The following is a 25,074-nucleotide window of genomic DNA, read 5'->3' on the forward strand; positions in this document are numbered from 1 at the left end:
TGTGCTCTACGGTCGCGCCCGTGCCCACGCCGAGGACGGTGCCACCCGCGGCGAGGCCGAGCCCCAGCAGCACACCTCTGCGCGTCGTGTTCCCATGCCCGACACCGTCATCGCCCACCACATTGTTCTTCGTCATACCTTGACGCTATGGGCGGCCCAACGGCCCCCGAAATAGGGTTGAGTGCCGGAACGGGGTGTGCCGGACACCCCGAGGCGCACTGTGGATATCCCCCCTCGTCAGGTGGCACAACGCCGTGGACAGTTCCTGTCCGGAGGTCCGGAGAGCGAGTTCCCAGCCGCGCCGATGGCGTGCCGCGCAACCTGAAATCTTTCAGGTTCACGTTGACCCGGTGTCCAGCGAGGCTGATGCGCACGAAGCAACCCGACCGCGGGCCGGCGCTGAGAAGGGGTCGTTCCGCGGTCGGGTATCCACCATCTGAAGGGGGATCACCATGGGGAACACCAACGGGGGCAGCCCGGTGCTCCGGGCCCTCGCCGTGAGCGCGGCGACAGTCGGCCTGCTCATCGGCGGGCTGGCAAGCACGGCCAGTGCCGCGACCGTTTACAAGGTCACCAAGGGCGACGACAGCGGGCGGCTCTGGGACGACGGCGCCATCACCGCGTGCGACTACGAGGACGACAGGAACGACGCCTACTTGAAGATCGCGTACGAGGGGCTCGGCGGGACCGGCAGGCTCACGGACACCGAGAGCCTCGACGGGTGCGCCCGCGGATCGGTGAACGCCAAGAAGGTCAAGTGGATCCAGATGTGCGAGGACAGGAACAACGCGCTCGACTTGTGCGGCGACAAGCGCAACATCCCCGTGGGCGATTGAGGGCAATTGAGGGCAATCAAGGGTGAGTGTCGGTTCGTGACCATCGGGTGGTCCGGGTGAGGTCTCTGACCCAGACCCTTGAGCTCTTTCACCGGAAACGACACCGGGCGAGGCGGGCCGCACAGTGCCGGGTTCGACAACGTGATCGTTCGGCGGTTCCACGAGTAGCCGCGCAGCCCCGAGACGTCGTGTCGCACGTCTCGGGGCCGTGTGCTGCACGCGTTCCCAGCAGGCCCACCGCCAACGCTGTGGCAGCGACGGCGGCAGGCCCACCGGCTTTTGAACCCGGCTCTATGCCCGTAGGAGCGAAGTCGAGCGGCTGGTCAACCGTGCCCCGCTCCTGACGCGCCGGACGGTCCTCAGTACGAGAGATCCTTCTGCTCGGTGATCAGACGACCGGCGATGTACAGGTTGCCGACGGAGTCGAGTACCGCGATGATCTTCTTCGTGCGGCCGTGGTAGGTCGTGAAGTAGATCTTGTCCGCCTCCTGAGAGGTGGACATGTTCGTGTTCACGGCCAGCTCGATGCTCACCGGCGAGCTGATGAGCACGTCCTTCTTGGGAGAGTTCGGGTAGACCTGGTTCGGCCGCAGCTTGACGCGGCCGTGGGTGTCGCCCTCATCCCAGTCCGTCGCCAGTCCGAGGTCAATATCAGCCATGAGGCTTCCTCTCGAGTCCCGGCGGGCCGTATCTCTTCTCACGGGCCGCAACCGCGTCGTTCCGTGCTTGCAGCCCGAACAAGACGCGCCCGCTCCCCAATGGAAGATCTTCCCCGTTCGGGTGACATACGGCGTCACCCGAACGGGTTGGTAATATACGCAGTTTGACTACCTGTCGGCATAGAGCCGCGTAAGTACTATTTTTCTGGATCATCAGGAATGGTGCTTTGGCGAACTTCAGGGAATTTTGCTAGGAAAGAGCCACATGCCTGTTCGACGTGCAGGAGTGGAAGGCGGGCTGAACTCCGCTCGCCGACCCGTCGGACATGCCCTGGCTAGCCGGTCGTGCCCCTGCCGGAAACCGCCCCGGACCGGTCCACCGGAAGATGGATGACCACGAGTACGACAGCGCTCAGCAGGAACACCCGCATCGCCGCGTCCAGCCCGTTCCAGTCCTCCGACTGCCACATGGCGAACCACTCGCCGCCGATGGCGATGAAGCCGGCACCGAAGAGGAGCATCAGCATCAGCAGGCCGACGGTGGAGGTCCGCCGGGCCCGGGCGGGGTCGGGCCGGAACCACAGGAACGTGGCCCAGATGAGGACGAGCGCGGCGATCGTCTCCCACACGATGATCGCGATGTACGCCGCGTCCTGAAGGCCCTCGGACTCGATGGCCCGCCACATCAGGTCGTCGTCCTTGAAGGTCGTGTCCATGGCCAAAACGTGCTGGACGAACTGCTGGTTGGTGCCGAAGTCCGTGATGTTCCCGAACGCGACGAGCGTGATGTAGAGCGCGACCGTGCCGGTGAGCAGAGCCGCCGTGATGGGAAGCGCGCGTGCTGCCGCCATCCTCAAGTCCCCTCTCCTGTTGGTCTGTTGCTCAACGGCCGGTCGGCGCCGTGTATGCCGCGTATGCCGTGCGATTGAGCCAGAATGGGGCCGGTCCGACCTGGAAGAGGTCGGGAAGAGGTCGGGAAGGGCCGGGGAGAGGCGGAGGGGCGAGTTGATGGGGCGTACCGAGCCGGTGCCGTCGATGGCCGAGCTGATCCGGCAGCGCAGGCGGGCGGGCTTCGTCGGACGCGGTGCCGAACGCGCCGCGTTCCGCCAGAACCTCGACCTGTCGCCGCGCGACGAACGGCACCGGTTCCTGTTCCACGTCCACGGCAACGCGGGTGTCGGAAAGACCTTCCTCGTACGGGAGTTGGAGCAGGTCGCCCAGGAGTGCGGGGCGCACACGGTGTACGTCGACGAGGTCGTCGGCAGTGTGCCGGAGGCGATGGGTGTGATCGGCGGTCAACTCGGGCGCCAGGGGCACCGGTTCAAGGAGCTGGAGCGGTTGCTGGCCACGCACCGCGAGCGCCGGCACGAGGCGGAGGCGGCGTCCGTGGCGACGCTGGAGCCCGCCGAACCGCAGGAAGGGCCGTCGACGGCGAGCGTGCTGGTCGCCCGTGCGGGGATCGCCGGCATCGGACTGCTGCCGGGTGCGGGCCCGCTCGGCCAGATTCTCGACGCGCATCAACTCGCCGAGGGCGCCGACCGGTTGAGGGCCGGGCTCAGTGCGCGGCTGCGCAGCCAGGACGACGTACAGCTGGTGCTCTCGCCGGAGAGCGTGCTCACCCCCGTGCTGCTGCGCGAGCTCGCCGACGCCGCCGCCTCCGTGCCCTGGATCGTGCTGCTCTTCGACACGTACGAGCGGACCGGGTCCTTCCTCGACGGCTGGCTGCGCGAGGTGATGACGAGCGAGCGGTACGGCGACGCGCTGCCAGGCAACGTGGTGGTGGTGACCGCCGGGCAGCGTCCCTTCGACCTCGTCCGCTGGGGCGGCCTCGCGGACTTCGTGACGGACGTGCCGCTGGCGCCCTTCACGGAGACGGAGACACGCGGGCTGCTCGCCGACCGGGGCGTCGTGGCGGAACCGGTCGTGGCGGAGGTCCTCCGGCTCACGGGCGGCCTCCCGGTGCTCGTGTCGACGCTGGCCGAGAGCCGGCCCGCCGACCCCGACGATGTCGGCGACCCGAGCGCCACCGCCGTCGAACGGTTCCTGAAGTGGGAGCCCGATCCCGTACGCCGGGCGACCGCCCTGGCCTGCGCGCTGCCCCGACGGCTGGACGCGGACGTCTTCCGCGCGGTCGTGGACTGCGGCGAGGAGGAGGCCGCCGAACTGTTCGCCTGGCTGCGGGGACTGCCGTTCGTGAGTGATCGCGGCGACCGGGTGCAGTACCACGACGTCGTACGAGCGCCGATGCTGAGGTTGCAGCGGCGGCATTCCCCGCGGGGGTGGGCGGAGCGGCACGTACGGCTGGCCGAGGTGTTCGGGGGGTGGCGGGCCGAGGCCGAAGTCCCGCTGGGCGACGATGAGTTGTGGGGTGACGCGGGGTGGCGGGAGCTGCGGCTCGCCGAGTCGTACCACCTGCTGTGCGCGGGGCCGCGTGCCGCGTTGCCGGGCGTGCTCAGGGATGTCGTCGACGCCTGCAACTGGGGTGACGCCCCCGCCCAGCGCTGGGCGCAGGTGCTGGCGGACGCGGGGGAGGACACCGACGCGCCGGCGGTGGCGAAGTGGGGGCGCGAGCTGCTGGAAACGCTCGCGGACGGGGGAGTGGTCGACGGCCTCGGGCTGCTCCTGAACCGGGCCGGGCTCGACGTGCGGGGCCAGGCGGTGGCGCGGGCCGTGCGGGGCAGCGCGCTGCGGGACGGCGGGGCGTACGAGCGGGCGCTGGAGGAACTCGACCGGGCCCTCACGCTCGACCCGGAGCTGGCGCGGGCCTGGCGCAGCCGGGGCATGACCCACGCGGAGTCGGGCGACTACGCCGCCGGGATCAGCGATCTGGACCGGGCCCACGAACTCGCGCCGGACGACGCCCGGACCCTCTCCCTGCGTGGCGAGTACCACCGGATCCTGGGCCACCACGTCGCGGCGATCACGGACCTGGACCGGGCCGTCGAACTGGACCCGGCCCGCGACTTCCCCTGGGCGTCCCGGGGCGCCACCCGCAACAGCCTCGGTGAGTACGACGAGGCGCTCGCCGATCTGAACCGGGCGCTGGAGCTCAACCCGGACTACACCTGGGCGCTGGCCCGACGGGCCCGCGTGCGGCGGGCTCTCGGCGACCCGGAGCGGCAGCTCGCGGACCTGGACCGTGCCGTCGCGCTGAAACCCGAGTCGGCCTGGCTGGCCTGCGAGCGGGGAGACGCCCTGCGCGGTGCGGGCCGCCACGAGGACGCCGTCGCCGACTACGACCGGGCCATCGCCCTGGACGACGGCTACGCCTCGGCGTACGCGAGCCGTGGCGCGTCCCGTCGGCGGCTCGCCCGCCTGGAGGAGGCCCTCGCGGACCTGGACCGGGCGCTGGAGCTCAACCCGGACTACCCCTGGGCGCTCTGCCAACGGTCGATGCTCCATCTCCAACTGGACGCGGACGACCGGGCGTTGGCGGACACCGACCGGGCGGCGGAACTCCGCCCCGACGACGCCTGGATCCGCACGCTCCGGGGCCGGGCGCTGCTCCGCCTGCGCAGGTACGACGACGCGCGCCTGGATCTGGACCGCGCACTCGAACTGAACCCCCGGTTCCGGCTGGCCCTCGTCCACCGGGCACAGCTCCTGGCCGAACTCGGGCTCGATCGTGAGGCGATGGCGGACCTCGGACGCGCCAGGGAACTCGACCCCCGGTTCGGTGGCTCCGACGACCACGACCTCGCCGACCTGGACGGACTGGCCGACCTGGTCGACGATCTCCGCAACCGGAACCCCGAGGCCGACGACTCCCTCTTCCCTCTCCTGTCCACCAGGACGACGCGCGTCACCGCAACCGATCCACGTACCGATCCGTCCCCGGCACCGTCGGAATGAACGGCGCCACCAACTCGACCTGCCCAAGGCCCGATTCACCGACCTGAGCGTCGAGCCCCGTGAAGTACGGATCCCAGCACTCCCGCGGGTCCGCCTCCAGGAACCACAGCAGCGTCAGCCGCGTATCGACCCCCTCGACCTGCTTCACGTACGACATGCGGTCGCCGGGAAGCGGGGTCGGCCGGAAGACCGTGACCATGGCGGCGGGGGAGCCGGCGAGGCGTTTCGGGAGGTGGCGGGAGCGCAGCCACTCCAGCAACTCGGCGCGCTGGGCCGGGGATTCGGCGTCGATGACCTCGACGACCAGGCCCGCGTACGGGTGGTCGAGCGCGTGGAAGTCGCGCGGCCCGGCGGCCCCGTCCCGGTACACCGTCGCCTCGTGGTCCTGGAACGCCGTGAAGACGTGTGTGCGGTCCTGGTAGACCCGGCCGTCCCTGTTCAGCCGCTTGTTGATGCCGACGGTCCACTTCATGTGGTCGTCGTAGCGGCCGTCCGTGACCCAGTACGTCGTGATGTAGCAGCCGGCGGTGACCGGCTGGGCGACCGCCGACTTCTCGGGGTAGCGGAGGATCTGCAGATCCCTGGTCGCCACCCAGCGGCGGCCGGCGTACATCCAGGGCATGGCCATCGCGCCTGCGTAGTAGTGGTCGTCCTCGTACCAGCGGTTGTACGCGTACTCGTGGCCCGGGTGCGGCTCGACCATGGTGATCAGGGCGTGGCCGGGGTGGACGCCGTACGGGCCGACGGCGGCCAGTTCCGCGTACACCTCGCTGCGGGTGTCGGTCGGTGTGTCTTCGGGCATGGGGCTTCCCTTCCTCCTGCGGCCTTCCTTCCTCCTCCGGACGCACCTACTCTGACGGACCGTCAGATCAACCGCCAGAGCCGGGAGGCCCTCGATGTCACTGCTCGCAGGCAAGACCGTCGTCGTCTCGGGGGTCGGCGCCGGACTCGGTCACCAGGTCGCGGCGGCGGTCGTGCGCGACGGGGGCAACGCCGTGCTCGGGGCGCGTACCGAGGCGAACCTCGCCAAGGTCGCCGCCGAGCTGGACCCGGACGGCGCGCACACGGCGTACCGGGCGACGGACATCACCGACGAGAGCCGGTGCGAGGCGCTGGCGGCGCTCGGGCGGGAGCGGTTCGGGCGGATCGACGCCGTGGTCCATGTGGCCGCCCTGGACAGCTACTTCGGCGGTCTGGAGGACGCCGACTTCGCCACCTGGCAGACCGTGCTCGACGTGAACCTGCTCGGCACGCTGCGGATGACCCGCGCCTGCCTGCCCGCGCTGAAGGAGCGCGGCGGATCCGTGGTCTTCGTCGGGACGCAGTCGTCCGTGGCCGCCCCGTCCCAGGTGCGGCAGGCGGCGTACGCGGCGTCCAAGGGGGCGCTGACCAGCGCGATGTACTCGCTGGCGCGGGAGCTCGGGCCGCACCGGATCCGGGTCAACACCGTGCTGCCTGGCTGGATGTGGGGGCCGCCGGTGGAGGCGTACGTGAAGTTCACCGCGCATACCGAGGGCGTCCCCGAGGCAGAAGTAAGGGGGCGGCTCACGAGTCGTATGGCGCTGCCCGAGCTGGCCACGGACGGAGACGTGGCGGACGCCGCGGTGTTCCTTGCCTCGGACCGGGCGCGGGCGATCACCGGGCAGTCCTTGCTGGTCAATGCCGGTGAGTTGATGCGGTAGCCCCCTTTACGTCGCGTTCAGGAACGTGAACCGAGGTCAGTGAGCAGAACTATTTTGCCTCCTCTTGACCATACGGGCTGTTGTCGCCGCCATGCCATCGAACCCACGATGAGCGGGCGTTTGACGACCCTGGGAGGGGACACATGAACGGTCTCGACTGGGCCGTGCTCATCGGCTACTTCGGTGTGATGGTCGCCATCGGTGTCTGGTCCCACAAACGGGTCGACAACGTCAGCGACTTCTTCACGGCGGGCGGCAAAATGCCGTGGTGGCTGTCGGGCATCTCGCACCACATGTCCGGCTACAGCGCGGTCATGTTCACGGGCTACGCGGCCATCGCCTATACGTACGGCGTCACTTCCTACGTCACCTGGTCACTGCCCATCGCCATCGGCATCGCGATCGGTGCGAAGGCCTTCGCCCCCCGGCTCAACCGAGTGCGTTCGCGGCTGCACGTGTCCTCGCCGCTGGAGTACCTGAAGAACCGCTACAACCTGCCCACCCAGCAGGCGCTGGCCTGGTCCGGCGTACTGCTGAAGATCGTCGACGTGGGTGCCAAGTGGGCCGCGATCGCGACCCTGTTGTCCGTCTTCACCGGTGTCTCGCTGAACACGGGCATCCTCATCACCGGCGCCGTGACGGCCGTCTACTGCACGGTCGGCGGGCTGTGGGCGGACGCGCTGACCGAACTCGGCCAGTTCATCATCCAGTTCGTCGCCGGTATCGCGATGCTGGTCGCCGTCATGGTCGAACTGAACGGCTTCGGCACGCTGTGGAACGTCTGGGACGAGCCGGCGCTCAAGAACCACTCCGATCCGCTGGCCGGCGACTACCAGATGGTCTTCCTGGTCGCCTATCTCTTCATCAAGACCTTCGAGTACAACGGCGGCATGTGGAACCAGGCCCAGCGCTACATGGCCACGGACTCCGCGAAGTCGGCCACGCGCTCGGCCACCCTGTCCGCCGTGCTCTGGCTGGTCTGGCCGCTGGTGCTGTTCTTCCCCATGTGGGTCGCGCCGCTGATCGTCAAGACGGACGTGCCGGCCGACTCGTACGCCCTGATGGCCGAACAGCTGCTGCCGCACGGCCTGTTGGGCCTGGTCATCGTCGGGTTCTTCTCTCACACGATGGCGATGTGCTCGTCGGACGCCAACGCCATCGCGGCGGTCGTCACCCGCGACATCATGCCCGCCGTCTCGCGGAAGGCCCGCGAGTGGGACACCCGGATGGGGCTGCTGGCCGCCCGCTGGGCCACGCTGCTCTTCCTCGGCCTGTCGATGGCCATCGCGACCCAGGTCAACTCCGACTTCTTCGGCGACATCATCACCGTCGTCATCAAGTGGGTCGCCGGTCTGATGGGCCCGATCGCGATCCCGCTGATGCTGGGCCTGCTCCCGTGGTTCCGCAAGAGCGGCCCGACGGCGGCGCTGATCAGCTGGGGCGTCGGCCTCTTCACCTTCTGGCTGGTCAACTACCCGATCGACTGGAACCTCGAAAACGGCGTCCCGCTCCAGTACCAGGTGTCGATCCCGCTCGCGGTCTCGCTCGTTCTGTACATCCTCATCGGCTACGTGAAGCCGGAGGACACCCCCGAACGGGACGCGCTCATCGCGAAGATCAACAGCGACGACGGCGGCTCGGCGGCCATGGCGATCCCGGTTCCGGCGGAGCCGGTGGAGTCGGCCGACGACGTGGTGAGGGCGCCGGTCAAGGACTGACCTGCCTGAACCTTCGTACGCAGACGAAGGGCGACCGTTCCGGTGGGAGCGGTCGCCCTTCGTGCTGTCAGGGGCGGTGGTCAGCCCGCCGGGACCGGTGTGGCGCCCGGCAGCGCCGCGTATCCCCGTGGGTAGCGGGCCAGCCAGCCCGGTGAGGAGCCCGCCGGGCCGTGCAGGGCCGGGCCCTGGGTCATCTCCATCGCGAAGTCGTCCGCGAGGACGAGCATGGTGGCGCGGCCCTCCAGCTCGGCCAGCCAGGACGGCGGCAGGGCCGTCTCGCCGTGCAGGGCGCCGAGCAGCGCGCCGGTGAGGGCACCGGTGGCGGCCGAGGGGCCGCCGTGGTTCACCGCGAGACACAGGCCGTGCCGGGCGTCCTCGCCGACCAGGGCGCAGTAGACGGCGACCGAGAGCAGCCCCTCCGCCGTGCCGTCGCCGGCCAGGTCCTCGATGCGGGACGGCGTCGGCATGCCCTGCCGTACGGCGCCCAGCGCCTGTTGCAGGGCGTCCGAGACGGGCTGGTGCCCCGGGCGGGGCGCGAGCAGCTGGAGCGCCCGCTGGACGGCCGAGTCGAGGCTCTCGCCGCGCGCGAGCCCGTGCCCGATCACGGCGTACGCCCCCGCCGCCAGGTATGCCGTGGGGTGCCCGTGCGTCTGCGCCGCGCACTCCACGGCGAGCTGCATCACGAGCTGCGGCTCCCAGCCGACGAGCAGCCCGAAGGGCGCGGAGCGGGCCGCGGCCTCGACGCCCTGCTCCTCGGCGTTCTTGGGGCACTCCAGAGTGCCCATCGTCTCGTCGCCGAGGCCGATCAGACAGGCGCGGGCGGGGTCGCGGCGCGCGTACAGCCACTCCTCGCGCGCCAGCCAGCCGTCCTCCTTGCGGCGCTCGTCAGGACCCCAGTCGCGCTGGGTGGACGCCCACCGCAGATACGCCCGGTGCAGATCCGTCGGCGGATGCCAGGCGCCCGTGTCCCGGCGAACCTGGGCGCGTATCAGGCCGTCCATCGTGAAGAGCGTGAGCTGGGTGAGGTGCGAGACGGCCCCGCGCCTGCCGTACCCGAAGGCCAGGTCGGTGACCCCCTCCGCCCCGTGCGCCTCCCGGATCTCGTCCAGGGTGAGGCTCCCGACGGGCGAACCCAGCGCGTCGCCGACGGCCGCGCCGAGCAGCGTGCCGCGCACCCGGCTGCGGAAGTCCTGCTGTTCGGCACGGCCCCAGACGGCACCGGTTGTCGCACCCACCGAGGCCTCCTGAGATCCAGTTCCGATTCCGCCCGCACGACTGACAGCTCAGCACTGTAATCGAACGGGAACGGTCGGTTGAGGGCGCGAACGGTATGCGAAAAGTGGCCGGACTGGTCATGGTTGGTGGGGGTCGGCGGGCATTTCGCGCAAAAGCCGAGCCCCCTCGGCCGGGACGGCGGACCAGACGAGAGGGCTCTTTCGTGGTGCTTGTGAAGTTGTTGATGTAGTTGTTGATGCGGTGGGTGCAGTGGTGAGTGCAGTGGTGGGTGCTCTTACTGCGTGAGGCATCCGTCGAGGTCAGACGGTGCCCCGGCTCACCTCTGACACGAAGGCGTTCCACGACTCGGCCGGGAAGGCGAGCGTGGGACCGTCGGTGACCTTGGAGTCGCGGACGGCCAGTGCCGTCCGGACAGGGGACTTGACCTCGACGCATGCGCCGTTTCCTTGGGAATACGAAGACTTCGTCCACGTATCCGTGGCGCCCTGCTTGATTGCCATGTTCGCTCCGGTAGCCAGTTGCTGAGTCAGCCAGTTGTCGAGTTGCTGTCACCGCGCTGCGGGTTCCTTCCGGAACCCACGGTTCGGATTGCGCCAAAGGTCGTTGCTCCTTGGCGTGATCGACGCTACTCGCCAACATCGGCGTACGAAGCGACTATTCACTCGACTGGATGGCATATACCGGTGGAGTCTTCCGCCGGACCATGGCGAGGGTGTATTGTCCGGCGCTTTCTCGCCAAGAGCGTCTCGGTCCGCCGTCTCAGTGCTCCGTCGCAGTGCGTTGCCGCGGTGCGCTGCCTCAGTGCGCGTAGTCCTTCGCGACGTCCGCGATGAACTCGCGTGACTGGTCCGCGTTCAGCGCCTGGGCCCGGAGGTGCTCGTACATGACGCTGTACTTCTGGACGTCGTTCGCCTTCTCCAGGTACAGGTCGCTGGTGACGCCCTCGATGTAGACCACGCTGGAGTCGGCGGCGTCCGGGAACTCCAGGATCGCGTACTGCCCGCTGACGCCGGGATGGGCGCCCATGGTGAACGGGATGACCTGCACCGTCACATGCGGCACGTGGGACATCTCGACGAGATGCTCCAACTGCTCGATCATCACCTGCTTGTTGCCGACGGTCCGGCGCAGCGCGGCCTCGTCGAGGACGGCCCACAGTCTCAGGGGGTTCTCCAGGTCGGAGATACGTTCCTGTCGGCGCAGCCGTACCTGGACGCGCTTGTCGATGTCGCCGGGAGCGGCCTCCGGGAGCGCGCCCGCGATCAGGGACTCGGCGTACGGACGGGTCTGCAGCAGCCCCGGGACGACCAGCGGGTCGTACACGCGCAGGCTCGCCGCGTCCGTCTCCAGGCCGATGTAGACGCTGTACGGAATGTCGCCGAAGGAGTGCCACCAGCCCTGCTGGCGCGAGTCCTTGGCCATCTGCATCAGCGAGTCGACGATCCGGACGTCCTCGACCTCGTACACCCCGCACAGATCGCGGACATCGCGCTGGCTGATGCTGCGCCGCCCGTTCTCCAGGCGGCTGATCTTCGACTGCGAGACGAGCAGTCGCTCGGCGACCTCTTCGGCGGTCATGCCCTTGAGCTCCCGGAGCCGACGCAGCTCCTGGCCCAACCGGCGCCGCCTGACGGTGGGATTGACACTGGACGCCACGGGACGTGCACCTCCGGCTGCCTGCTGCCTGTACTTTGCGTATCTGCTGTTGAGCAGATTGCCACCAAGGTGCTTGCTGCCGCTGGGAAACAGCGGATATGCCGTGCGTACGCGCCACTTGGCACCACCTCGCACCACCTGGCCGGAACGGACCGGAGCGGTGGCGGGGCGTGTGGTGAGGCGTGTCGTGCGGTGTTGTGATGCGGTGTTGTGATGCGGTGTTGTGGTGCGTTGTGCGGTGAAACGCGGCCGCGCGGGACAGTGGGCCGTGTCGTCGTCCGGACGTACGGTCCACTGTCCCGCGCGGCCCAGCGGCTCCCGAACCGGGTCTGGGGACTTGCGGTGCGGCGCTGACTGCGTGATGCGCGGTGCGTTGTACTGCGGGTACTGCTGGTACTGCGGGTGCTCAGGTACTGCCGTTACCGCGAGCGGTGCGGTGGTGCCTATGTGCCGTGGACCAGCGGCTCAGTGAGCCACGGCGCGCGCCATCGAACCGCGGTGCGGCTGCATCGGAACACCCCTGGCGGGCTCCGGTGCGGGCCTGGCTCCGGGGGCGACCTGACGGCCGGCCGGTGCCGGGCTGCGGCGTGGCTGTGCGGCCACACCGTTCTGGACGTCCATCACGGCGTGCGCCACGAGTCCGCCCATGGGGTCGTGCCTGATCAGATCCCGGAGGCGGGAGCGCGACGAGCGCCCTTCGTTCCCCGGGTAGAGGTGCTTGCCCAAGCCGACGGCATGCGCCAGCGCGGCCAGTGCGGCGGTCCGCGGGTCCGGCGGTACGCCGGTGCGGATCGCACTGTCCAGCCGGGCCCTGATCTCCCGGCTGATCTCCGTGTCCGTCGCTTGGTAGCGAGTCGTCGGAAGCACCCCGCACATCTGTCCCGCCACGGCATGCACCATGCCGCACCGCTCCAGATGCGATAGATACGTCTGGCGCAACCCCAGTCGGGGTCCGCCTATCCAGTTCACTGCGCGTACCGGAGCACCCCGCCTGCGGAGTAGTTCCAGCGCACAGTCCAATGTCGGATCTCCGGTCGGCCGTGGGGCCACCACGGCGATACGATCCCCGTCTGGGGCTATCCGTCCGGCCAGCGCCAGCTCTACTAGCTGTGCTCCGGCCAGGCCGAGGTCGAGCGACTGCGGCTGTGCGGTGGTACCCGTGGTCGGGTCCAACGCCAGCAGCAAAAGCTCCTCCGGAAGTGTTCTGCGGCTCCTGCCCATCCATGCCTCCCCGCGTGGATGAATGACAGGGTGACCCCTCTCACATTGGTCTGTCGAGGGTGCGTGACCGGTTCGTAGTGGAACCGGTAGATATGTCGTTCTCGTCTACCAGGGGGGTTAAGCCCGCACACAGGACACTGGTACACGGTTCGGACACTGGTTTCCGGGCGGGTGTCACGGGTTTTTCGGGTTCATGGTTCGGTTGGGCGCACGGAGTGTGGCGCACGGAGGAGGCATCGGTGGCGGGCGAGTCCCCCGACAGGTCGAAGCAGCGCGAGTCGTCGGCGGAACCGACGTCGGGGAGTACGCCGGGGGGTACTGCTCCGGTTCCGGATCCGCGGCTGGCGGTGGCACGGGAGGCCGTGACGGCGGCGGCCCGCGTGGACACGGCCACGGGCGTCTTCTCGACGAAGCGCTCCGCGGGTTCGGCGGGGTCCGGGGGTTCCCGGGCTTCCGAGGGCGCGCAGGGCTCGGAGGGCGCTGACGGTGCTGCGGGCTCCGAAAGCTCCGAAGGCTCTGAAGGCTCTGAAGGCGCGGAGAGTTCGGCCGCCGGGGGTTCCCGTTCGCGCGGAAGTGACGGTTCTGCCGAGCCGGCGAGCGCCGGGAAGGGCTCCGTGGAGGGCACCGAGGGCGGTGACGGGCGCCTGCGGGAGGCCGTGGCGGCCTGGGTCGCCGTGGCGGGCGAGGAGACGCCTGAGAGGCCCTCTGAGGCCGGCGGCGATGACGATGGCGAGGCCCGGACCGACGGCGCGGCCGCCGAGGCGGCCCCGGACGCCGTAGAGGGCACCTCCGAGAGGGAGGGCGCCGACGGCGACGGCACCGACTTGGGCGACGGCTCGGACGGTGACGAGAGCGACGAGGGTGACGGTGGCTCCGAGTCGGAGACCGACGCCTCTCCGGAGGTCGCGGGCGAGGGCGGGGTCTCGGGTGCCTCGGACAGCGCCGAGGTCTCGGATGACGTTGAAGGCTCGGACGATGCCGCTGCGGAGGATGTCTCCGACGCGGAGGGGTCCGGCGCCGGTGCAGGCTCGGGCGGTGACGAGGGCGACGGTGGATCCGAGTCGGAGACCGACGCCTCGCCTGAGACCGACGCCTCTCCGGAGGCCGAGGTCGAGGCTGACGCGGACACCGGCACCGACGTGGACGCCGTTGACGACGAATCGGACGCGGGCTCCGAGCCGGAGAGTGCCGCCCCGGCGGGGGCCCCGGCCGAGGACGACGCTTCCGTCGACGCGGAGGACTCCGAGGGCGACCGGCCCACGGCCGACGCGGAGACCGACGGCAGCGCTGACGTCGAGGGCGGGCCCGAGGACGAGCCGCGGGACGAGCCGAAGGCCGGCGCCGTCGCGAAGGCGGACGTCGAGCCGGTGGACGAAGTCCCCGGCGACGGCGAGGACGACGGTGACGCGGACTCCGCCGAGGAGTCATCCGCGGACGCCCCCAAGCCGCCCCGCGTCGATCAGCCCACCGCCACCTTCAAGGTGCGGCCGGCCGCCGTGGACCAGCCCACGACCATGCTCAAGCTGGGCGACGCCAGGCCGGCCGACAAGGCGGACGACGGCAAGGCGGGCGAGAAGCCCGGGGCCGGGGCGGACGTCCGGCCGGATGCCGAGTCGGACGCCGAGTCGGACAAGGGTGCCGCCGCCAAGGAGCCGTCCGCAGCGGAGCGCACCAGCAAATTCGTGGCCCTCAAGCCGCTCGACGAGCCCGCGCCGCCGAAGTCGGGGCCGACCGCTCCACCGGCGGTTCCGCCGGCCTCCGAGACCGCCGCCATTCCGCAGGTCGGGCCGGAGCGCACGACTCAGCAACCCCTGCCGCCGAAGCCGCCGTTGGACCTCCTGGCGGAGCTGACGAACACACCGCCGCCCCGGGAGACCCCGGTGCGGACGATCGTGCGCCGGGTCAAGATCTGGACGCCCCTGGTACTCCTGCTGGCCGTGGTGTTTGCAGTCGTACAGGCCGTACGCCCGTTGCCGGCACCCGCGCTGACGCTGACCGCCGACGAGTCGTACGCCTTCGAGGGCGGGAAGGTCGCCCTGCCGTGGCCCGACGAGGGCCAGGGCTGGCTGGACGTGAACGGCATCGGCACCGTCGACGACTTCGGCGAGCAGAAGCCCGTCGCGATCGGCTCGGTCGCCAAGGCCATGACTGCGTACGTGATCCTCAAGGACCACCCGATGAAGTCCGGCGAGGAGGGCAAGCGGATCCCCGTCGACAAGAAGGCCGAGACGGAGGGCGGTTACGACAAGGACGGCGAGTCGACCCTCAACACCATCAAGGAGGGCGACACCCTCACCGAGAAGCAGGCCATCGAGGCCATCATGATCCCCTCGGCGAACAACGTCGCCCGGCTGCTGGCCCGTTGGGACTCCGACGGTTCCGAGGAGGCGTTCGTCAAGAAGATGAACGACGCCGCCAAGGAACTCGGCATGGACGACACGACGTACACCGACCCGTCAGGACTGAAGGAGACCACCGTCTCCACCGCCGAGGACCAGGTGAAGCTCGGCAACGAGCTGGTGAAGATGCCGGCGCTGACGGACATCACCAAACTGCCGTCCTGGGTCGACCCGTCCGGCCGGAAGTGGAACAACTACAACCGCCTCGTCCCGTACAACAACGCCATCGGCATCAAGACCGGCACCACCACCGCGGCCGGCGGCAACCTGCTGTTCGCCGGGACCCAGGAGGTCGGCGGCGAGACCGTCACCGTCGTCGGCGCGATCCTCGGCCAGCACAAGCCGCCGATCATCGACACCGTCAACGCGGTCAGCAAGACCGCGATGGTCGCCGCCCAGGAGGCGCTGACCTCGCGGAAGATCCTGAAGAAGGGTGACGTCGTGGGGTATGTGGACGACGGGCTCGGCGGGCAGACGCCGGTCGTCGCCACCAAGGACGTCTCCGCGGTGGGCTGGGCCGGAAAGACCGTCAAGCTGAACCTGAGCGAGGACGGTACGACGATTCCGCACGAGGCGAAGGCGGGAACCAAGGTCGGTTCGCTGAGCGTCGGTGACGGCACGGGCGACGCCGTCGAGGTGCCGGTCGCGCTCCAGTCGGACCTGACCGAGCCCGGCTACGGAGCCAAGCTGACCCGGGTCGGCTGACGGCGGCACGTACACACCGGTTCACCGACAAGCCGGCCGCACCCCATCGGGCGACCGCCCCGGCGCTCCCCGACGGGGTGCGTGCTAGCGTCGCAAGAAGGGGCAGGTCGCCCGCCGCGGGGCCCGGCCGGAGAGCGAAACAACGGGACACGGGAGTGCCTTCACGTGGCGACAGCGGAGCCGAAGCACGCCGACGACGCCGAGCCGAGCCGAAGGGCCGGCGGGCGAATACACGTGCGCGCACGTCACCTTGACGGCCACGGGAGATCCGGCGAAGGCCAGGATCAGGGGAGCTCCGGGTCCCGGGACCCGCGCGACGACGACCGTGAGACCGAGCCGCAGCCGCACAAGGGCGGCGGGGCGGACGAGGACGACCACGCCGGCCGGGACGACCAGGACGACCACGTCGGCCGGGAAGACGAGGGCGGCCGGGACGGCCAAGGCGACCGTGGTCGCGGTCACGGTCGTGGTCACGACGACCCGCCCGCATCCGTCACCAGCACGCCGACCCCGGCCCCAGCCCCAGCCTCAGCTCCACCTCCGGCTCCGGCTCCGAACGCTTTCACCCGCTTCGTCGGCCGTCACCCGGTAGCCCTCGCCACCGCCCTCTCCGGTGTCCTGCACGTCATCTGGTTCTTCACGTTCGCGAACAGCGGGGGCGACCTCGCGGCGCAGGACGCGTGGGCCGAGTTCGTCGGGCGGCATCCGGACTCGGCGTACAACCTGGCCTGGTACGGCGGGATGCACCCGGTGTCGTACAGCGTGGTGTCCCCGTATCTGATGTCCGTGCTCGGTGTGCGGACGACGATGATGATCGCGGGGACGATCTCCGCCGGGCTGCTCATGCTGATCCTCATCCGGAGCAGAGCCGTACGGAATCCCGTGTGGGCGGCTCTCGCCGGAGTGTTCGCACTTCTTTGCAACGCCGCGTCAGGACGCGTGACCTACGGGCTCGGCATGGTCTTCGGGCTCGGCGCCGCCGCGGTCGTCTTCTGCTGGCCCCACCGCTGGCGCTACAAGCGCTGGGCCAAGGCCCTGTGCGCCGCCCCCCTCGCGGCGATCGCGACCGCCGCGTCTCCCGTGGCCGGGCTCTTCGTGGGCCTGGTCGCCGTGGCGCTCTTCCTGCAGAAGCGCCGCCCGGGCGCGTACGCGCTGGGCATCGCCCCGGCCATGGTCGTGGGCGTCTCCGCCTGGCTGTTCCCCTTCTCCGGCACGCAGCCGATGATGATCGGCTCGGCCTCGCTGCCCTTCATATACGCGGGGTTCGTCTACTTCCTCGTACCCAAGGAGTGGAAGACCGTCCGGATCACGGCGGCGGTGTACGGGCTCGCCGTCCTGCTCGTCTGGCTGATCAGCTCGCAGATCGGCTCCAACATCAGCCGCCTCGCGATGCTCTTCGCGGGCGTCACGCTGCTCGCCGCGCTGCCGTTCGCGGTGCCGCGCTCACGCAAGTGGTACGCGATCGTGGTGGCCTTCGCCGGATTCGTCACCTGGATCGGCTACAAGGCGGTGGACGACGTCATCCACACGACGCCGGAAGCGTCCTGGGCGCGCGAACTGGCCCCGCTGGTCAACCAGCTCCAGGTGGTCGGTGCTGAGAAGGGCCGCGTGGAGGTCGTACCGGCCCGCTCGCACCGCGAGGCGTCCGCCCTCGCCCCGTACGTCAACCTCGCCCGGGGCTGGAACCGCCAGGCGGACATGGAACGCAACCCCCTCTTCTACGACGACACCCTCAACTCCGCGAACTACCACGAGTGGCTGCAGCGCTGGGCCGTCCACTACGTCGTCGTCCCCAAGGGCGAACCGGACGGCGACGGCGGCGAGCGCGAGCGGGAGCTGGTGCAGCGCGGGATGCCGTACCTGAAGCAGGTCTGGGGCGACGCCAACTGGCAGCTCTTCAAGGTCACCGATCCCACCCCGATGGCCGACCCGCCCGCCGTCGTCGACCGGGCCGGCCAGGACGAGCTGACGATCGAGGTGAAGAAGGCGGGCCGGGTGCTCATCCGCATGCCGTACTCGCCGTGGCTCGGCCTCGTCGACGCCGAGGGCAAGAGCGTGAAGCCGCCCCAGGAGACCGAGGAGTCCAAGCGGCGGGACGACGATGACGACTCCCCGAAGACGTTCGACAACGTCAACGGCTGCCTCATGGAGACGGAAGAGGACGCGAAGGGCGACAAGTGGACGGAGCTGCTCGCGCCGCGGCCCGGCACGTACCGCCTGGCGGCGCCTTACCAGCTGCCTCGCGGCACAGGATGCCCCGAGGAGATGCGGGAGGCGGTGCGCGGGACGGACGGGTGACGTTCCGTGGGGTCGGTGAGGGTGCTCGGTCCGTTTGACGGGCGTGCTCGGCTGGTTCGGTGGGTGGTGCTCCGCCGGTTTGACGGGGGTGCTCGGTCCGTTTGGTGGGGTGCTCCGCGGGTTCGCTGACGGCAGCGGGAGTCGACGAAGACTGCCGACTCCCGGCAGTGATTTCGGTGCCGTACAGCGGCGAGGATCTTCGCACCGACCGCTCGACCACGGAGGCAACCACCCATGAGACCGACCCGCGCTGCCCTGCTGATCGCCGCGACCGCCCTGACGCCCGCACTCCTCTTCACCGCCCCGGCGTCCGCCACCGACTCGCCGGCCGCGGCGACGACCGTGACGGCGACGACCGGGACCCCGGTCGACGAGATGTCGGAGGACGACCTCCGCGTCGCCATCGCCCGCATCCTGGGGGACGAGGACTCCGGCAGGGCGGTCGTGCGAGAGGCCAACAAGGCCCTCGACGGCAGCGTGGAGGACATGCGCGCTTTCCTGGAGACCGGCCACCGTCTCGCCCAGGCCGAGGACGACCGCGTCGCCGTCGCCCGCATCCTGGCCGACCCGGCCATCGGCGACGCCCTCCGTGCGGCTGCCGAGGAGGTCATCGACGGTACGCCGGAGGAGCTGCGGTACTTCCTGGAGGTCGGGCAGTACGAGGTGGACGGATAGGTCCGTCGCCGTCAGTTCACGCGATCGGGAACGCCACGTCGCAGACCGGGTCCGCCGGGCCCGCGGCGGCCCAGTCAGTGAAGTAGATCTCGCGGCAGGGGCCCGCGTATGCGAGGCCCTGTGCGGCGATCCACTCCTCGACCGCCTCGAACGCGGCGATGATCTGCGGATGGGCCACCTGGGCCTTGGCGATACGGGTGTAGGCGAGCCGCCGCGCGGGCTCCACGCGGACCTTCGTCTCCCAGGCCCGCCCGTGCTCGGCCGCCCACACCCGCGCCGCGGCCTCGTCGACGACCGGCACGCAGGACTCCGCGGGCCCGTCGCTCTCCGTCGACACCTCGGCGTGGTAGACGACGAAGGGCACCCCGTTGAGCCCGCCGGAGGCCTTCGCGCCCTCCTCCAGGCGTCCAAGCGACGCCCCGATCCACATCGGCAACTCGTCCGCCAGCGTGTGCCGCGTCTGTGTCAGCACCACCTGCTCCGGCACTTCGACCGTCTCGACCACGAACTTCCCGTACATCGCGGAACTCCTTCCGGAAAGGCGTCCACGGAGGTACTCGACCAGGGTGCGCTGACTCGCGATCCGCTCCTCGACGTCCGCCCAGTACCCGGCGACGCGGTCGGCGGCCCCGGTGCCGCCCAGTTCGACCACCTCGGCGATCAGGGCGAGCGGCATGTCGAGCCGGCGCAGGAGCGCCACCGTGCGGGCGCGCTCGGCCTGGCCCGCGCGGTAGTAGCGGTAACCGCTGACCTCGTCGACGTACGCGGGCGTCAGCAGCCCCAGGCGGTCGTACAGCCGCAGGGCCTTCGCCGACAGCCGCGCACGGGCGGCGAAGGCACCGATCGTCAGCAGATCCTCGTCCGCCACGTCATCCCCTACGTCATCCTCCGTCACCGGGCGCCCTCCGCCCGGCGGGAAGGACGCTGCCCCCTGCCCCAGGGGCAAGGTCAACGGGTCGTCCCGGAACGAGCTAGGCGATGGCGCTCTCCACGGCGGCGACGACCTCGGCCGACTCCGGCTCGGTCTGCGGCGAGAAGCGGGCGGCCACCGTGCCGTCCGGGCCGATCAGGAACTTCTCGAAGTTCCAGCGGATGTCGCCGCTGTGCCCCTCGGCGTCGGCGGTCGTCACGAGCCGCTCGTAGAGCGCGTGCCGGCCCTCCCCGTTCACCTCGACCTTCTCGGTCATCGGGAAGGTCACGCCGTACGTCGCCGAGCAGAACTCCGCGATCTCCTCGGAGGTGCCGGGCTCCTGGCCCATGAACTGGTTGCAGGGCACGCCGAGCACGGTGAAGCCCTGTGCGGCGTACCGCTCGTGCAGCCGCTCCAGGCCGCCGTACTGCGGGGTGAGGCCGCACTTGGAAGCCACGTTCACGATGAGTACGGCCTTGCCCTTGTACTGGCCGAGGTCCGCCGAACCGCCCTGCAGGGCGTCGATGCCGACGTCGAGAACGGAGGCGTCAGAGGTACCGGAGTTGTCAGTAGTAGTCATAAACGGATGCTAACTCCGGCGCGAAGGCGGAGGTGCGGCGCCCTGGGCCGTACGGCTATCGCGCCACGAACTGCGTGAGGATCGCCTGGACTTCGTAGATGTCCACGCCCTTGGTGAACGTCTTCTCTATCGGCATGGACGTCCCGGAGATCCAGATCTTCAGCTCGGCGTCGAGGTCGAAGTGACCGGCGGTCTCGACGGAGAAGTGGGTGATGCTGCGGTACGGGACGGAGTGGTACTCCACCTTCTTGCCGGTGATCCCCTGCTTGTCGATCAGGATGAGACGGCGGTCGGTGAAGAGGATGGTGTCGCGTATCAGCAGGTACGCGGCGTACACCTGCTCGTCCTGCCCGAGCAGCCGCGCGTAGTCATGCTGGGCTTTCGCCGGATCGACAGTGTGCGCGTTCCCGAACAACGCCATGCCGGGCCCCCAAGTCGTGTCGCAGGTCGTGGCCGTAACTGAAGCCGTGGCCGAAGCCGTACGAATTCACCTGATTGTCGCACCTCGCGCCGGCCTTCCAACGCCGTTGATGTCCCACGCCATTGATGTCGGTCGGCGATGTCCGGTTGGATGGACCCATGGAGCGTATCGAGGCGGAGCTGTTCACGGATGGCGGGAGCGATGCGGTGGTGCGCCTGCCCGGCCGCAGATTCCCCGGCGTACTGATCCAGGGGGACTCACTCCACATCCTCCGCAGCGATGTGGCCGAGCTGGTGAAGGCCTGCGAACAGGGCGACCTCACCGACGCCCGGGAGTCCGCCGGCGTCCTCCTGGCCAGCCTGGACACCCTGCTGAACCGCTACTCGGCCGCACTGGAAGCCCACGACATGCCGGCGCCGTACTGAGGGCTAACGCTTCTGGGCCCGGTACCGCTTGAGCAGAGCCGTGATCTTCTGGCTGTCCGCCTGACCGTTGAGCTCGGTGAGTAGATCGTCGGGACAGAGCTCGTACAGATCACCCCACCACCGGCGCCCTCTGTTGTCCCAGATGCGGTACCCACCCGGCACACCTCTGGCCACGTAACGTCGTCTGCTCACTGCCCCTCCGCCCCTGCGCCTCTCCGTCCGGGCACGCCGAGTACGGCCTGGAACTGCTCGTGCGCCTCGCGGGCGCGGCCTGTCGACAGGTAGGCGTGGCCCAGTCGGCTGCGGATGTCCATCTCCAGCCAGTGGTAGCCGGGGTCGGTGATGGGGGACAGCAACCGGTGCTGCAGGAGGGCCTGGTGGTGGAGGGCGATGGCCGCGCCCGGGTTCCCCTCGCCCCGCTCGGCCGTGCCCAGCCGGGTCAGGCTGCGCGCGCAGAGGAAGATGTCCCCGACCCGCTGACCCAGTTCGACCACCTGACGGAACCGGCTCTTGGCCTCACCGTACCGGCCGAGGCGGAGGTGGGCGTCGGCGGCGCAGGTCAGGGTCCTGCCGAGGGTGCGCGGTCTGCCGTCCGTCTCGGCGTGGGTCTGGGCGGAGGCGAAGCAGGCCAGCGCCTCCTCGTTCCGTCCCTCGGACTGGTGGGCGAGGCCGACGATGACGAGTGCCATCGAGGTGACCCAGTCGTTGCCCAGCCGCCGGGACAGGTCCACCGCCGCGGTGGCCCGGACGATCGCCCGGTCGCTGTCGCCCGCGCTCAGGTCGAGAGAGCCGAGACCGGCGAGCGCCCGGGCCTCTTCGTACGGGTCGGGGCGGTGCCGACTGAGGTCCAGTGCCTCGGCGTGGTACGTGCGGGCCTGCCGGTACCGGCGTTGGTCCACGGCGGTGTAGCCGAGGCAGTTCCGCAACGCGGCGGCCATCCGCCGGTCGGTGGCGTCGTCCACGTGCGCGAGGGCGAGCTCCAGAGCCGTCTGGGACTCGTGGTAGCGGCCCTGCCGGATGAGGTAGTCGCACAGCGCCTCGGCGATCCAGCAGGCGTAGTCCGCCTCGCCGAGGGCGGCGGCGTACCCGACGACGTCGGCGAGTTCTCCACCGGCCGCGTCCAGCCAGGCCTCCGCGTCCTGCCAGCGCCTGAACGGTGCGCCGGCGAGCTGGGGTTCGGTGGGCTGCGGTCCGGCGGGTCGGGGTCCGGTGGGAAAACCGGCGGGGCCCCAGTCACTGGTGACCCGGCCCGCGTCGAGATAGAGGCGGAGTGCGGCCGTGCGCGCGGCGGCGGCTTCGGCGGGCGTGGCTTCCGCGACGCGTCGGGCGTGCACGCGGACGAGGTCGTGCAGGCGGTAGCGGCCGGGCCGCGGCTGCTGCAGCAGACTCGTGTCGACCAGGCTCTCCAGGATCCGCTCGGTGTCGTGCGACGGCCGGTCGAGCATGGTCGCCGCCGTCAGCACGTCGAACTCGACCGTCGGCGCGAGCCCCAGCGCACGGAACCCGCGCTGCTGCTCGGGTGCGAGCTGGTCGTACGACAGGCGGAAGGCCGTCTCCACGCTGCGGTCCCCGACCCTCAGTTCGCCGAGGCGGTGCTCGTCGCCCGCCATCCGGCTCACCAGGTACCCCACCGTCCAGGTGTCGCGGTTCTGCAGCCGCGACCCGGCGATGCGCAGGGCCAGCGGCAGACCGGCGCACAGCCCCACCAGCTGATGCGTCGCCGCCTGCTCCCTGCTCGCGCGCTCCGCTCCGATGATGTGCGTGAGCAGGGACACCGCGTCCCCGCTCGCCAGGGGCTCCAGGGTGACCCGTCGGTCGGCGTCCAGGTCGGCCAGTCGTCGTCGCCCGGCCACCAGCACCCTGCTGCCCGCTCCGGCCGGCAGCAGCGGTCGTATCTGGTCGGCGTCCAGGGCGTCGTCCAGGACGAGGAGCAGTCGTAGCGGACTGGTCGCGGCGCGCCAGGCGGCGGTGAGTTCGTCGAGGTCGCTCGGCAGCTCGCCGCCAGCCACGCCGAGGGAGCGCATCAGGCGCTGTAACGCCTGTTCCGGCGACTGCCGCCGCTGTGTGCTGTGGGCGCGCAGGTCCACGAAGAGGCAGCCGTCCGGGTAGTCGGCACTGAGCTCACGGGCCGCGCGTACGACGAGCGCGGTCTTGCCGACGCCGGCCGTACCGTCCACCGTCACGATCGACACGGCTCCGGGCGCGGCAGGCGCGGTCAGCTGCGCGAGCTCGGCCTCCCGCCCGGTCAGGTGGCCGGCGTCGCCCGGCAGGTCGTTGACCGCGCGGCCGGGCGGCCGGGGCCGGTCGGGAGGAGCGGCAGCGGAGGAGGAGCGCGCCGCGGCCGGACCGAGGAGGCGCTCGTCGTCCCGGCGCAGCACCGCTTCATGGACGCGGCGGAGTTCGTCACCGGGGTCGACCCCGAGCTCGTCGCGCAGGCGCTCGCACATGTCCTGATGGACGGTCAGCGCCTCCGCCTGGCGTTCGCTGCCGTACAGGGCACGCATGCGCAACGCCACCAGCGACTCGTCGTACGGACTGGACACCGACAGGGTGGCGAGGTCGTCCAGGACGTCGGCGAACCGGCCGAGCAGGAGCAGGCACTCCAGCCGTTCCACCCGAACCGTGCGCAGGCGCTCAAGGAGCCGCCGCCGTTCGACGTCGGCGAACGGTCCTGGCAGCCCGGCCAACGGCTCGCCGTCGAACAGGGCGAGCGCCCGCGACAACCGGTCCACCGCGGTGGCCGGATCGCCGGCCGCCTTCGCGCGCCGGCCGCCGTCGACCTGCTCGGCCAGCTCCGTCACATCGAGCTGGATCCCGTCGACGACGAGGCGGTACCCGCCTCCTTCGCCGCGGATCACCGAATGTGCGGGGCCGGTGCCCGCCGCGTCGAGGGCCTGCCGCAACTCGTAGACATAGCTGGGCAGTACCCTGCGGCCGGTCTTCGGCGGCTCGGTCCCCCAGACCCCGTCGAGCAACTGCTCGTGGCTCACCAGGAACCCCGGCCGCAGCGCCAGTGCCGCCAGTACGGCCTGGCGGCGGACGGGCCCGAGGGCCAGCCGCGTGCCGTCGTGCCAGGCCCGCACGGGCCCGAGCACGGCGAGCCGGAGCCGTCGAGGAGATCCAGCGCCCACCCCCGGTGCCTCCGCTCCCCGTTCCGCGCATCATCAGGATTTCACTGGCATTGCAGCGTGCACCGCCATGGTTTGCAAGTGCCCGTCGAAACCCGGGAGTTCAGCCGCGGGTGAGTACCGAGGGGCGCGCTGTGCCGGGCGGCGGCCCTGACCGGGGGAACGGCCGCCGCCCGCTGCGGCGGGAACACGAACGTGGTCTCCCGCGTGGTCTCCCGGAACGCTTCGACTATCCGCGCCACTCAGCGTCACATCGCATAACCCTTCGCGATTTGGACGGACGCTTCTTCCGCGCTTCATCGGTGCTGTACGGGCGCTTACCGACCCCTCCCGAGAGTGGCAGCACCCGCGCTTCCGCCGGGCGAATCCCGCACAAGACTCGAAGGGGAAGATTTATGCGCGATGCTTTGCAATCTCAGCGCAGGGCCATTCTCACCGGAGGGCTGGCGGCCACCGCGGCCCTGCTCACCGGTTGCTCGTCGAAGTCGGACAGCGAGGGGGCGCCGAAGCCGGCCGCCGCGGGGGCGGCGAAGACACCCTCACCCGCCGCGGCCGCACGACCGGACGCGCCCTGGTCGGCATTCTCACGGCTGATGGACGGCAACAAGCGCTGGGTGGACGGAGCTCTCCAGCACCCCGACCGGGACCCCGAGCGACGGGATCTCGTGGCCGA

20 protein-coding genes and 1 pseudogene are annotated in these 25,074 nt (G+C 70.3%); 9 read left to right on the forward strand and 12 right to left on the reverse strand.

What is annotated here, in order from left to right; translation table 11 throughout:
- Nucleotides 1–452 precede the first annotated feature (452 nt).
- Nucleotides 453–836: a hypothetical protein gene (locus tag AB0I18_RS45645; protein ID WP_363111720.1), complete on the forward strand. Its 384-nt coding sequence runs from the start codon at nucleotides 453–455 to the stop codon at nucleotides 834–836.
- 359 nt (nucleotides 837–1,195) lie between these two features.
- Here the strand turns inward: AB0I18_RS45645 and AB0I18_RS45650 are convergent, their stop codons facing one another.
- Together AB0I18_RS45650 and AB0I18_RS45655 are read right to left on the reverse strand one after the other, a co-directional pair.
- The gene (locus AB0I18_RS45650) at nucleotides 1,196–1,495 is read right to left on the reverse strand and encodes a DUF6342 family protein (RefSeq protein WP_363111721.1); all 300 of its coding nucleotides are present in this window, start codon (nucleotides 1,493–1,495) and stop codon (nucleotides 1,196–1,198) included.
- A gap of 335 nt (nucleotides 1,496–1,830) precedes the next feature.
- Nucleotides 1,831–2,346 carry a DUF2165 domain-containing protein gene (locus AB0I18_RS45655; RefSeq protein WP_363111722.1) on the reverse strand — a complete coding sequence of 172 codons (516 nt, stop codon included), beginning with the start codon at nucleotides 2,344–2,346 and terminating at the stop codon, nucleotides 1,831–1,833.
- 157 nt (nucleotides 2,347–2,503) lie between these two features.
- On the opposite strand from AB0I18_RS45655, the gene AB0I18_RS45660 reads away from it, so the two are divergent.
- Nucleotides 2,504–5,347, forward strand: coding sequence for a tetratricopeptide repeat protein (locus AB0I18_RS45660; protein WP_363111723.1), 2,844 nt, complete (start codon nucleotides 2,504–2,506; stop codon nucleotides 5,345–5,347).
- Here AB0I18_RS45660 and AB0I18_RS45665 read toward each other — a convergent pair.
- Nucleotides 5,298–6,149: a hypothetical protein gene (locus tag AB0I18_RS45665; RefSeq protein ID WP_363111724.1), complete on the reverse strand. Its 852-nt coding sequence runs from the start codon at nucleotides 6,147–6,149 to the stop codon at nucleotides 5,298–5,300. The two genes, AB0I18_RS45660 and AB0I18_RS45665, sit on opposite strands and share 50 nt — an antisense overlap.
- Before the next feature lie 94 nt (nucleotides 6,150–6,243).
- On the opposite strand from AB0I18_RS45665, the gene AB0I18_RS45670 reads away from it, so the two are divergent.
- Both AB0I18_RS45670 and AB0I18_RS45675 read left to right on the forward strand, forming a co-directional pair.
- Complete coding sequence (locus AB0I18_RS45670) at nucleotides 6,244–7,029, forward strand: SDR family oxidoreductase (protein ID WP_363111725.1); 786 nt, start codon at nucleotides 6,244–6,246, stop codon at nucleotides 7,027–7,029.
- 143 nt (nucleotides 7,030–7,172) lie between these two features.
- Nucleotides 7,173–8,747, forward strand: coding sequence for a sodium:solute symporter family protein (locus tag AB0I18_RS45675; RefSeq protein WP_363111726.1), 1,575 nt, complete (start codon nucleotides 7,173–7,175; stop codon nucleotides 8,745–8,747).
- An 80-nt stretch (nucleotides 8,748–8,827) separates the two neighbouring features.
- Here the strand turns inward: AB0I18_RS45675 and AB0I18_RS45680 are convergent, their stop codons facing one another.
- The 4 genes from AB0I18_RS45680 to AB0I18_RS45695 form a co-directional block, all read right to left on the reverse strand.
- The gene (locus AB0I18_RS45680; protein ID WP_363111727.1) at nucleotides 8,828–9,982 is read right to left on the reverse strand and encodes an ADP-ribosylglycohydrolase family protein; all 1,155 of its coding nucleotides are present in this window, start codon (nucleotides 9,980–9,982) and stop codon (nucleotides 8,828–8,830) included.
- A 300-nt stretch (nucleotides 9,983–10,282) separates the two neighbouring features.
- The gene (locus tag AB0I18_RS45685) at nucleotides 10,283–10,483 is read right to left on the reverse strand and encodes a DUF397 domain-containing protein (protein ID WP_363111728.1); all 201 of its coding nucleotides are present in this window, start codon (nucleotides 10,481–10,483) and stop codon (nucleotides 10,283–10,285) included.
- Nucleotides 10,484–10,781: 298 nt separating this feature from the next.
- Nucleotides 10,782–11,639, reverse strand: coding sequence for a helix-turn-helix transcriptional regulator (locus AB0I18_RS45690; protein WP_363111729.1), 858 nt, complete (start codon nucleotides 11,637–11,639; stop codon nucleotides 10,782–10,784).
- Between the two features lie 465 nt (nucleotides 11,640–12,104).
- Nucleotides 12,105–12,860: a GPP34 family phosphoprotein gene (locus tag AB0I18_RS45695; protein WP_363111730.1), complete on the reverse strand. Its 756-nt coding sequence runs from the start codon at nucleotides 12,858–12,860 to the stop codon at nucleotides 12,105–12,107.
- Between the two features lie 239 nt (nucleotides 12,861–13,099).
- Here AB0I18_RS45695 and AB0I18_RS45700 point away from each other — a divergent pair, with 239 nt between their 5' ends.
- From AB0I18_RS45700 to AB0I18_RS45710, 3 genes are all read left to right on the forward strand, one after another.
- Entirely contained in the window at nucleotides 13,100–15,964 is a 2,865-nt protein-coding gene (locus AB0I18_RS45700) for a D-alanyl-D-alanine carboxypeptidase (RefSeq protein WP_363111731.1), read from the forward strand.
- A gap of 165 nt (nucleotides 15,965–16,129) precedes the next feature.
- A complete protein-coding gene (locus AB0I18_RS45705) occupies nucleotides 16,130–18,262 on the forward strand; it encodes an MFS transporter (protein WP_363111732.1) in 2,133 nt (710 codons plus the stop codon).
- A 234-nt stretch (nucleotides 18,263–18,496) separates the two neighbouring features.
- The gene (locus AB0I18_RS45710) at nucleotides 18,497–18,937 is read left to right on the forward strand and encodes an ALF repeat-containing protein (RefSeq protein ID WP_363111733.1); all 441 of its coding nucleotides are present in this window, start codon (nucleotides 18,497–18,499) and stop codon (nucleotides 18,935–18,937) included.
- A 16-nt stretch (nucleotides 18,938–18,953) separates the two neighbouring features.
- On the opposite strand, the gene AB0I18_RS45715 is transcribed toward AB0I18_RS45710, so the two are convergent.
- The 3 genes from AB0I18_RS45715 to AB0I18_RS45725 form a co-directional block, all read right to left on the reverse strand.
- Nucleotides 18,954–19,832 carry a MerR family transcriptional regulator gene (locus tag AB0I18_RS45715; protein WP_363111734.1) on the reverse strand — a complete coding sequence of 293 codons (879 nt, stop codon included), beginning with the start codon at nucleotides 19,830–19,832 and terminating at the stop codon, nucleotides 18,954–18,956.
- A 76-nt stretch (nucleotides 19,833–19,908) separates the two neighbouring features.
- A complete protein-coding gene (locus AB0I18_RS45720) occupies nucleotides 19,909–20,427 on the reverse strand; it encodes a glutathione peroxidase (protein WP_363111735.1) in 519 nt (172 codons plus the stop codon).
- Between the two features lie 55 nt (nucleotides 20,428–20,482).
- The gene (locus AB0I18_RS45725) at nucleotides 20,483–20,848 is read right to left on the reverse strand and encodes a PH domain-containing protein (RefSeq protein ID WP_363111736.1); all 366 of its coding nucleotides are present in this window, start codon (nucleotides 20,846–20,848) and stop codon (nucleotides 20,483–20,485) included.
- A 158-nt stretch (nucleotides 20,849–21,006) separates the two neighbouring features.
- On the opposite strand from AB0I18_RS45725, the gene AB0I18_RS45730 reads away from it, so the two are divergent.
- On the forward strand, nucleotides 21,007–21,273 hold the full coding sequence (locus tag AB0I18_RS45730) for a hypothetical protein (RefSeq protein ID WP_363111737.1): 267 nt from the start codon (nucleotides 21,007–21,009) through the stop codon (nucleotides 21,271–21,273).
- Between the two features lie 3 nt (nucleotides 21,274–21,276).
- Here AB0I18_RS45730 and AB0I18_RS45735 read toward each other — a convergent pair whose 3' ends face one another.
- Together AB0I18_RS45735 and AB0I18_RS45740 are read right to left on the reverse strand one after the other, a co-directional pair.
- The gene (locus tag AB0I18_RS45735; protein ID WP_363111738.1) at nucleotides 21,277–21,465 is read right to left on the reverse strand and encodes a hypothetical protein; all 189 of its coding nucleotides are present in this window, start codon (nucleotides 21,463–21,465) and stop codon (nucleotides 21,277–21,279) included.
- Nucleotides 21,462–24,404: a BTAD domain-containing putative transcriptional regulator gene (locus AB0I18_RS45740; protein ID WP_363111739.1), complete on the reverse strand. Its 2,943-nt coding sequence runs from the start codon at nucleotides 24,402–24,404 to the stop codon at nucleotides 21,462–21,464. Before AB0I18_RS45740 ends, AB0I18_RS45735 begins: the two co-directional genes overlap by 4 nt.
- A 392-nt stretch (nucleotides 24,405–24,796) precedes the next feature.
- On the opposite strand from AB0I18_RS45740, the pseudogene AB0I18_RS45745 reads away from it, so the two are divergent.
- Nucleotides 24,797–25,074, forward strand: a pseudogene (locus AB0I18_RS45745) (carbonic anhydrase); the annotation flags it as partial.

This window comes from Streptomyces sp. NPDC050704, from assembly GCF_040654355.1.
Classification (GTDB): Bacteria; Actinomycetota; Actinomycetes; order Streptomycetales; family Streptomycetaceae; genus Streptomyces.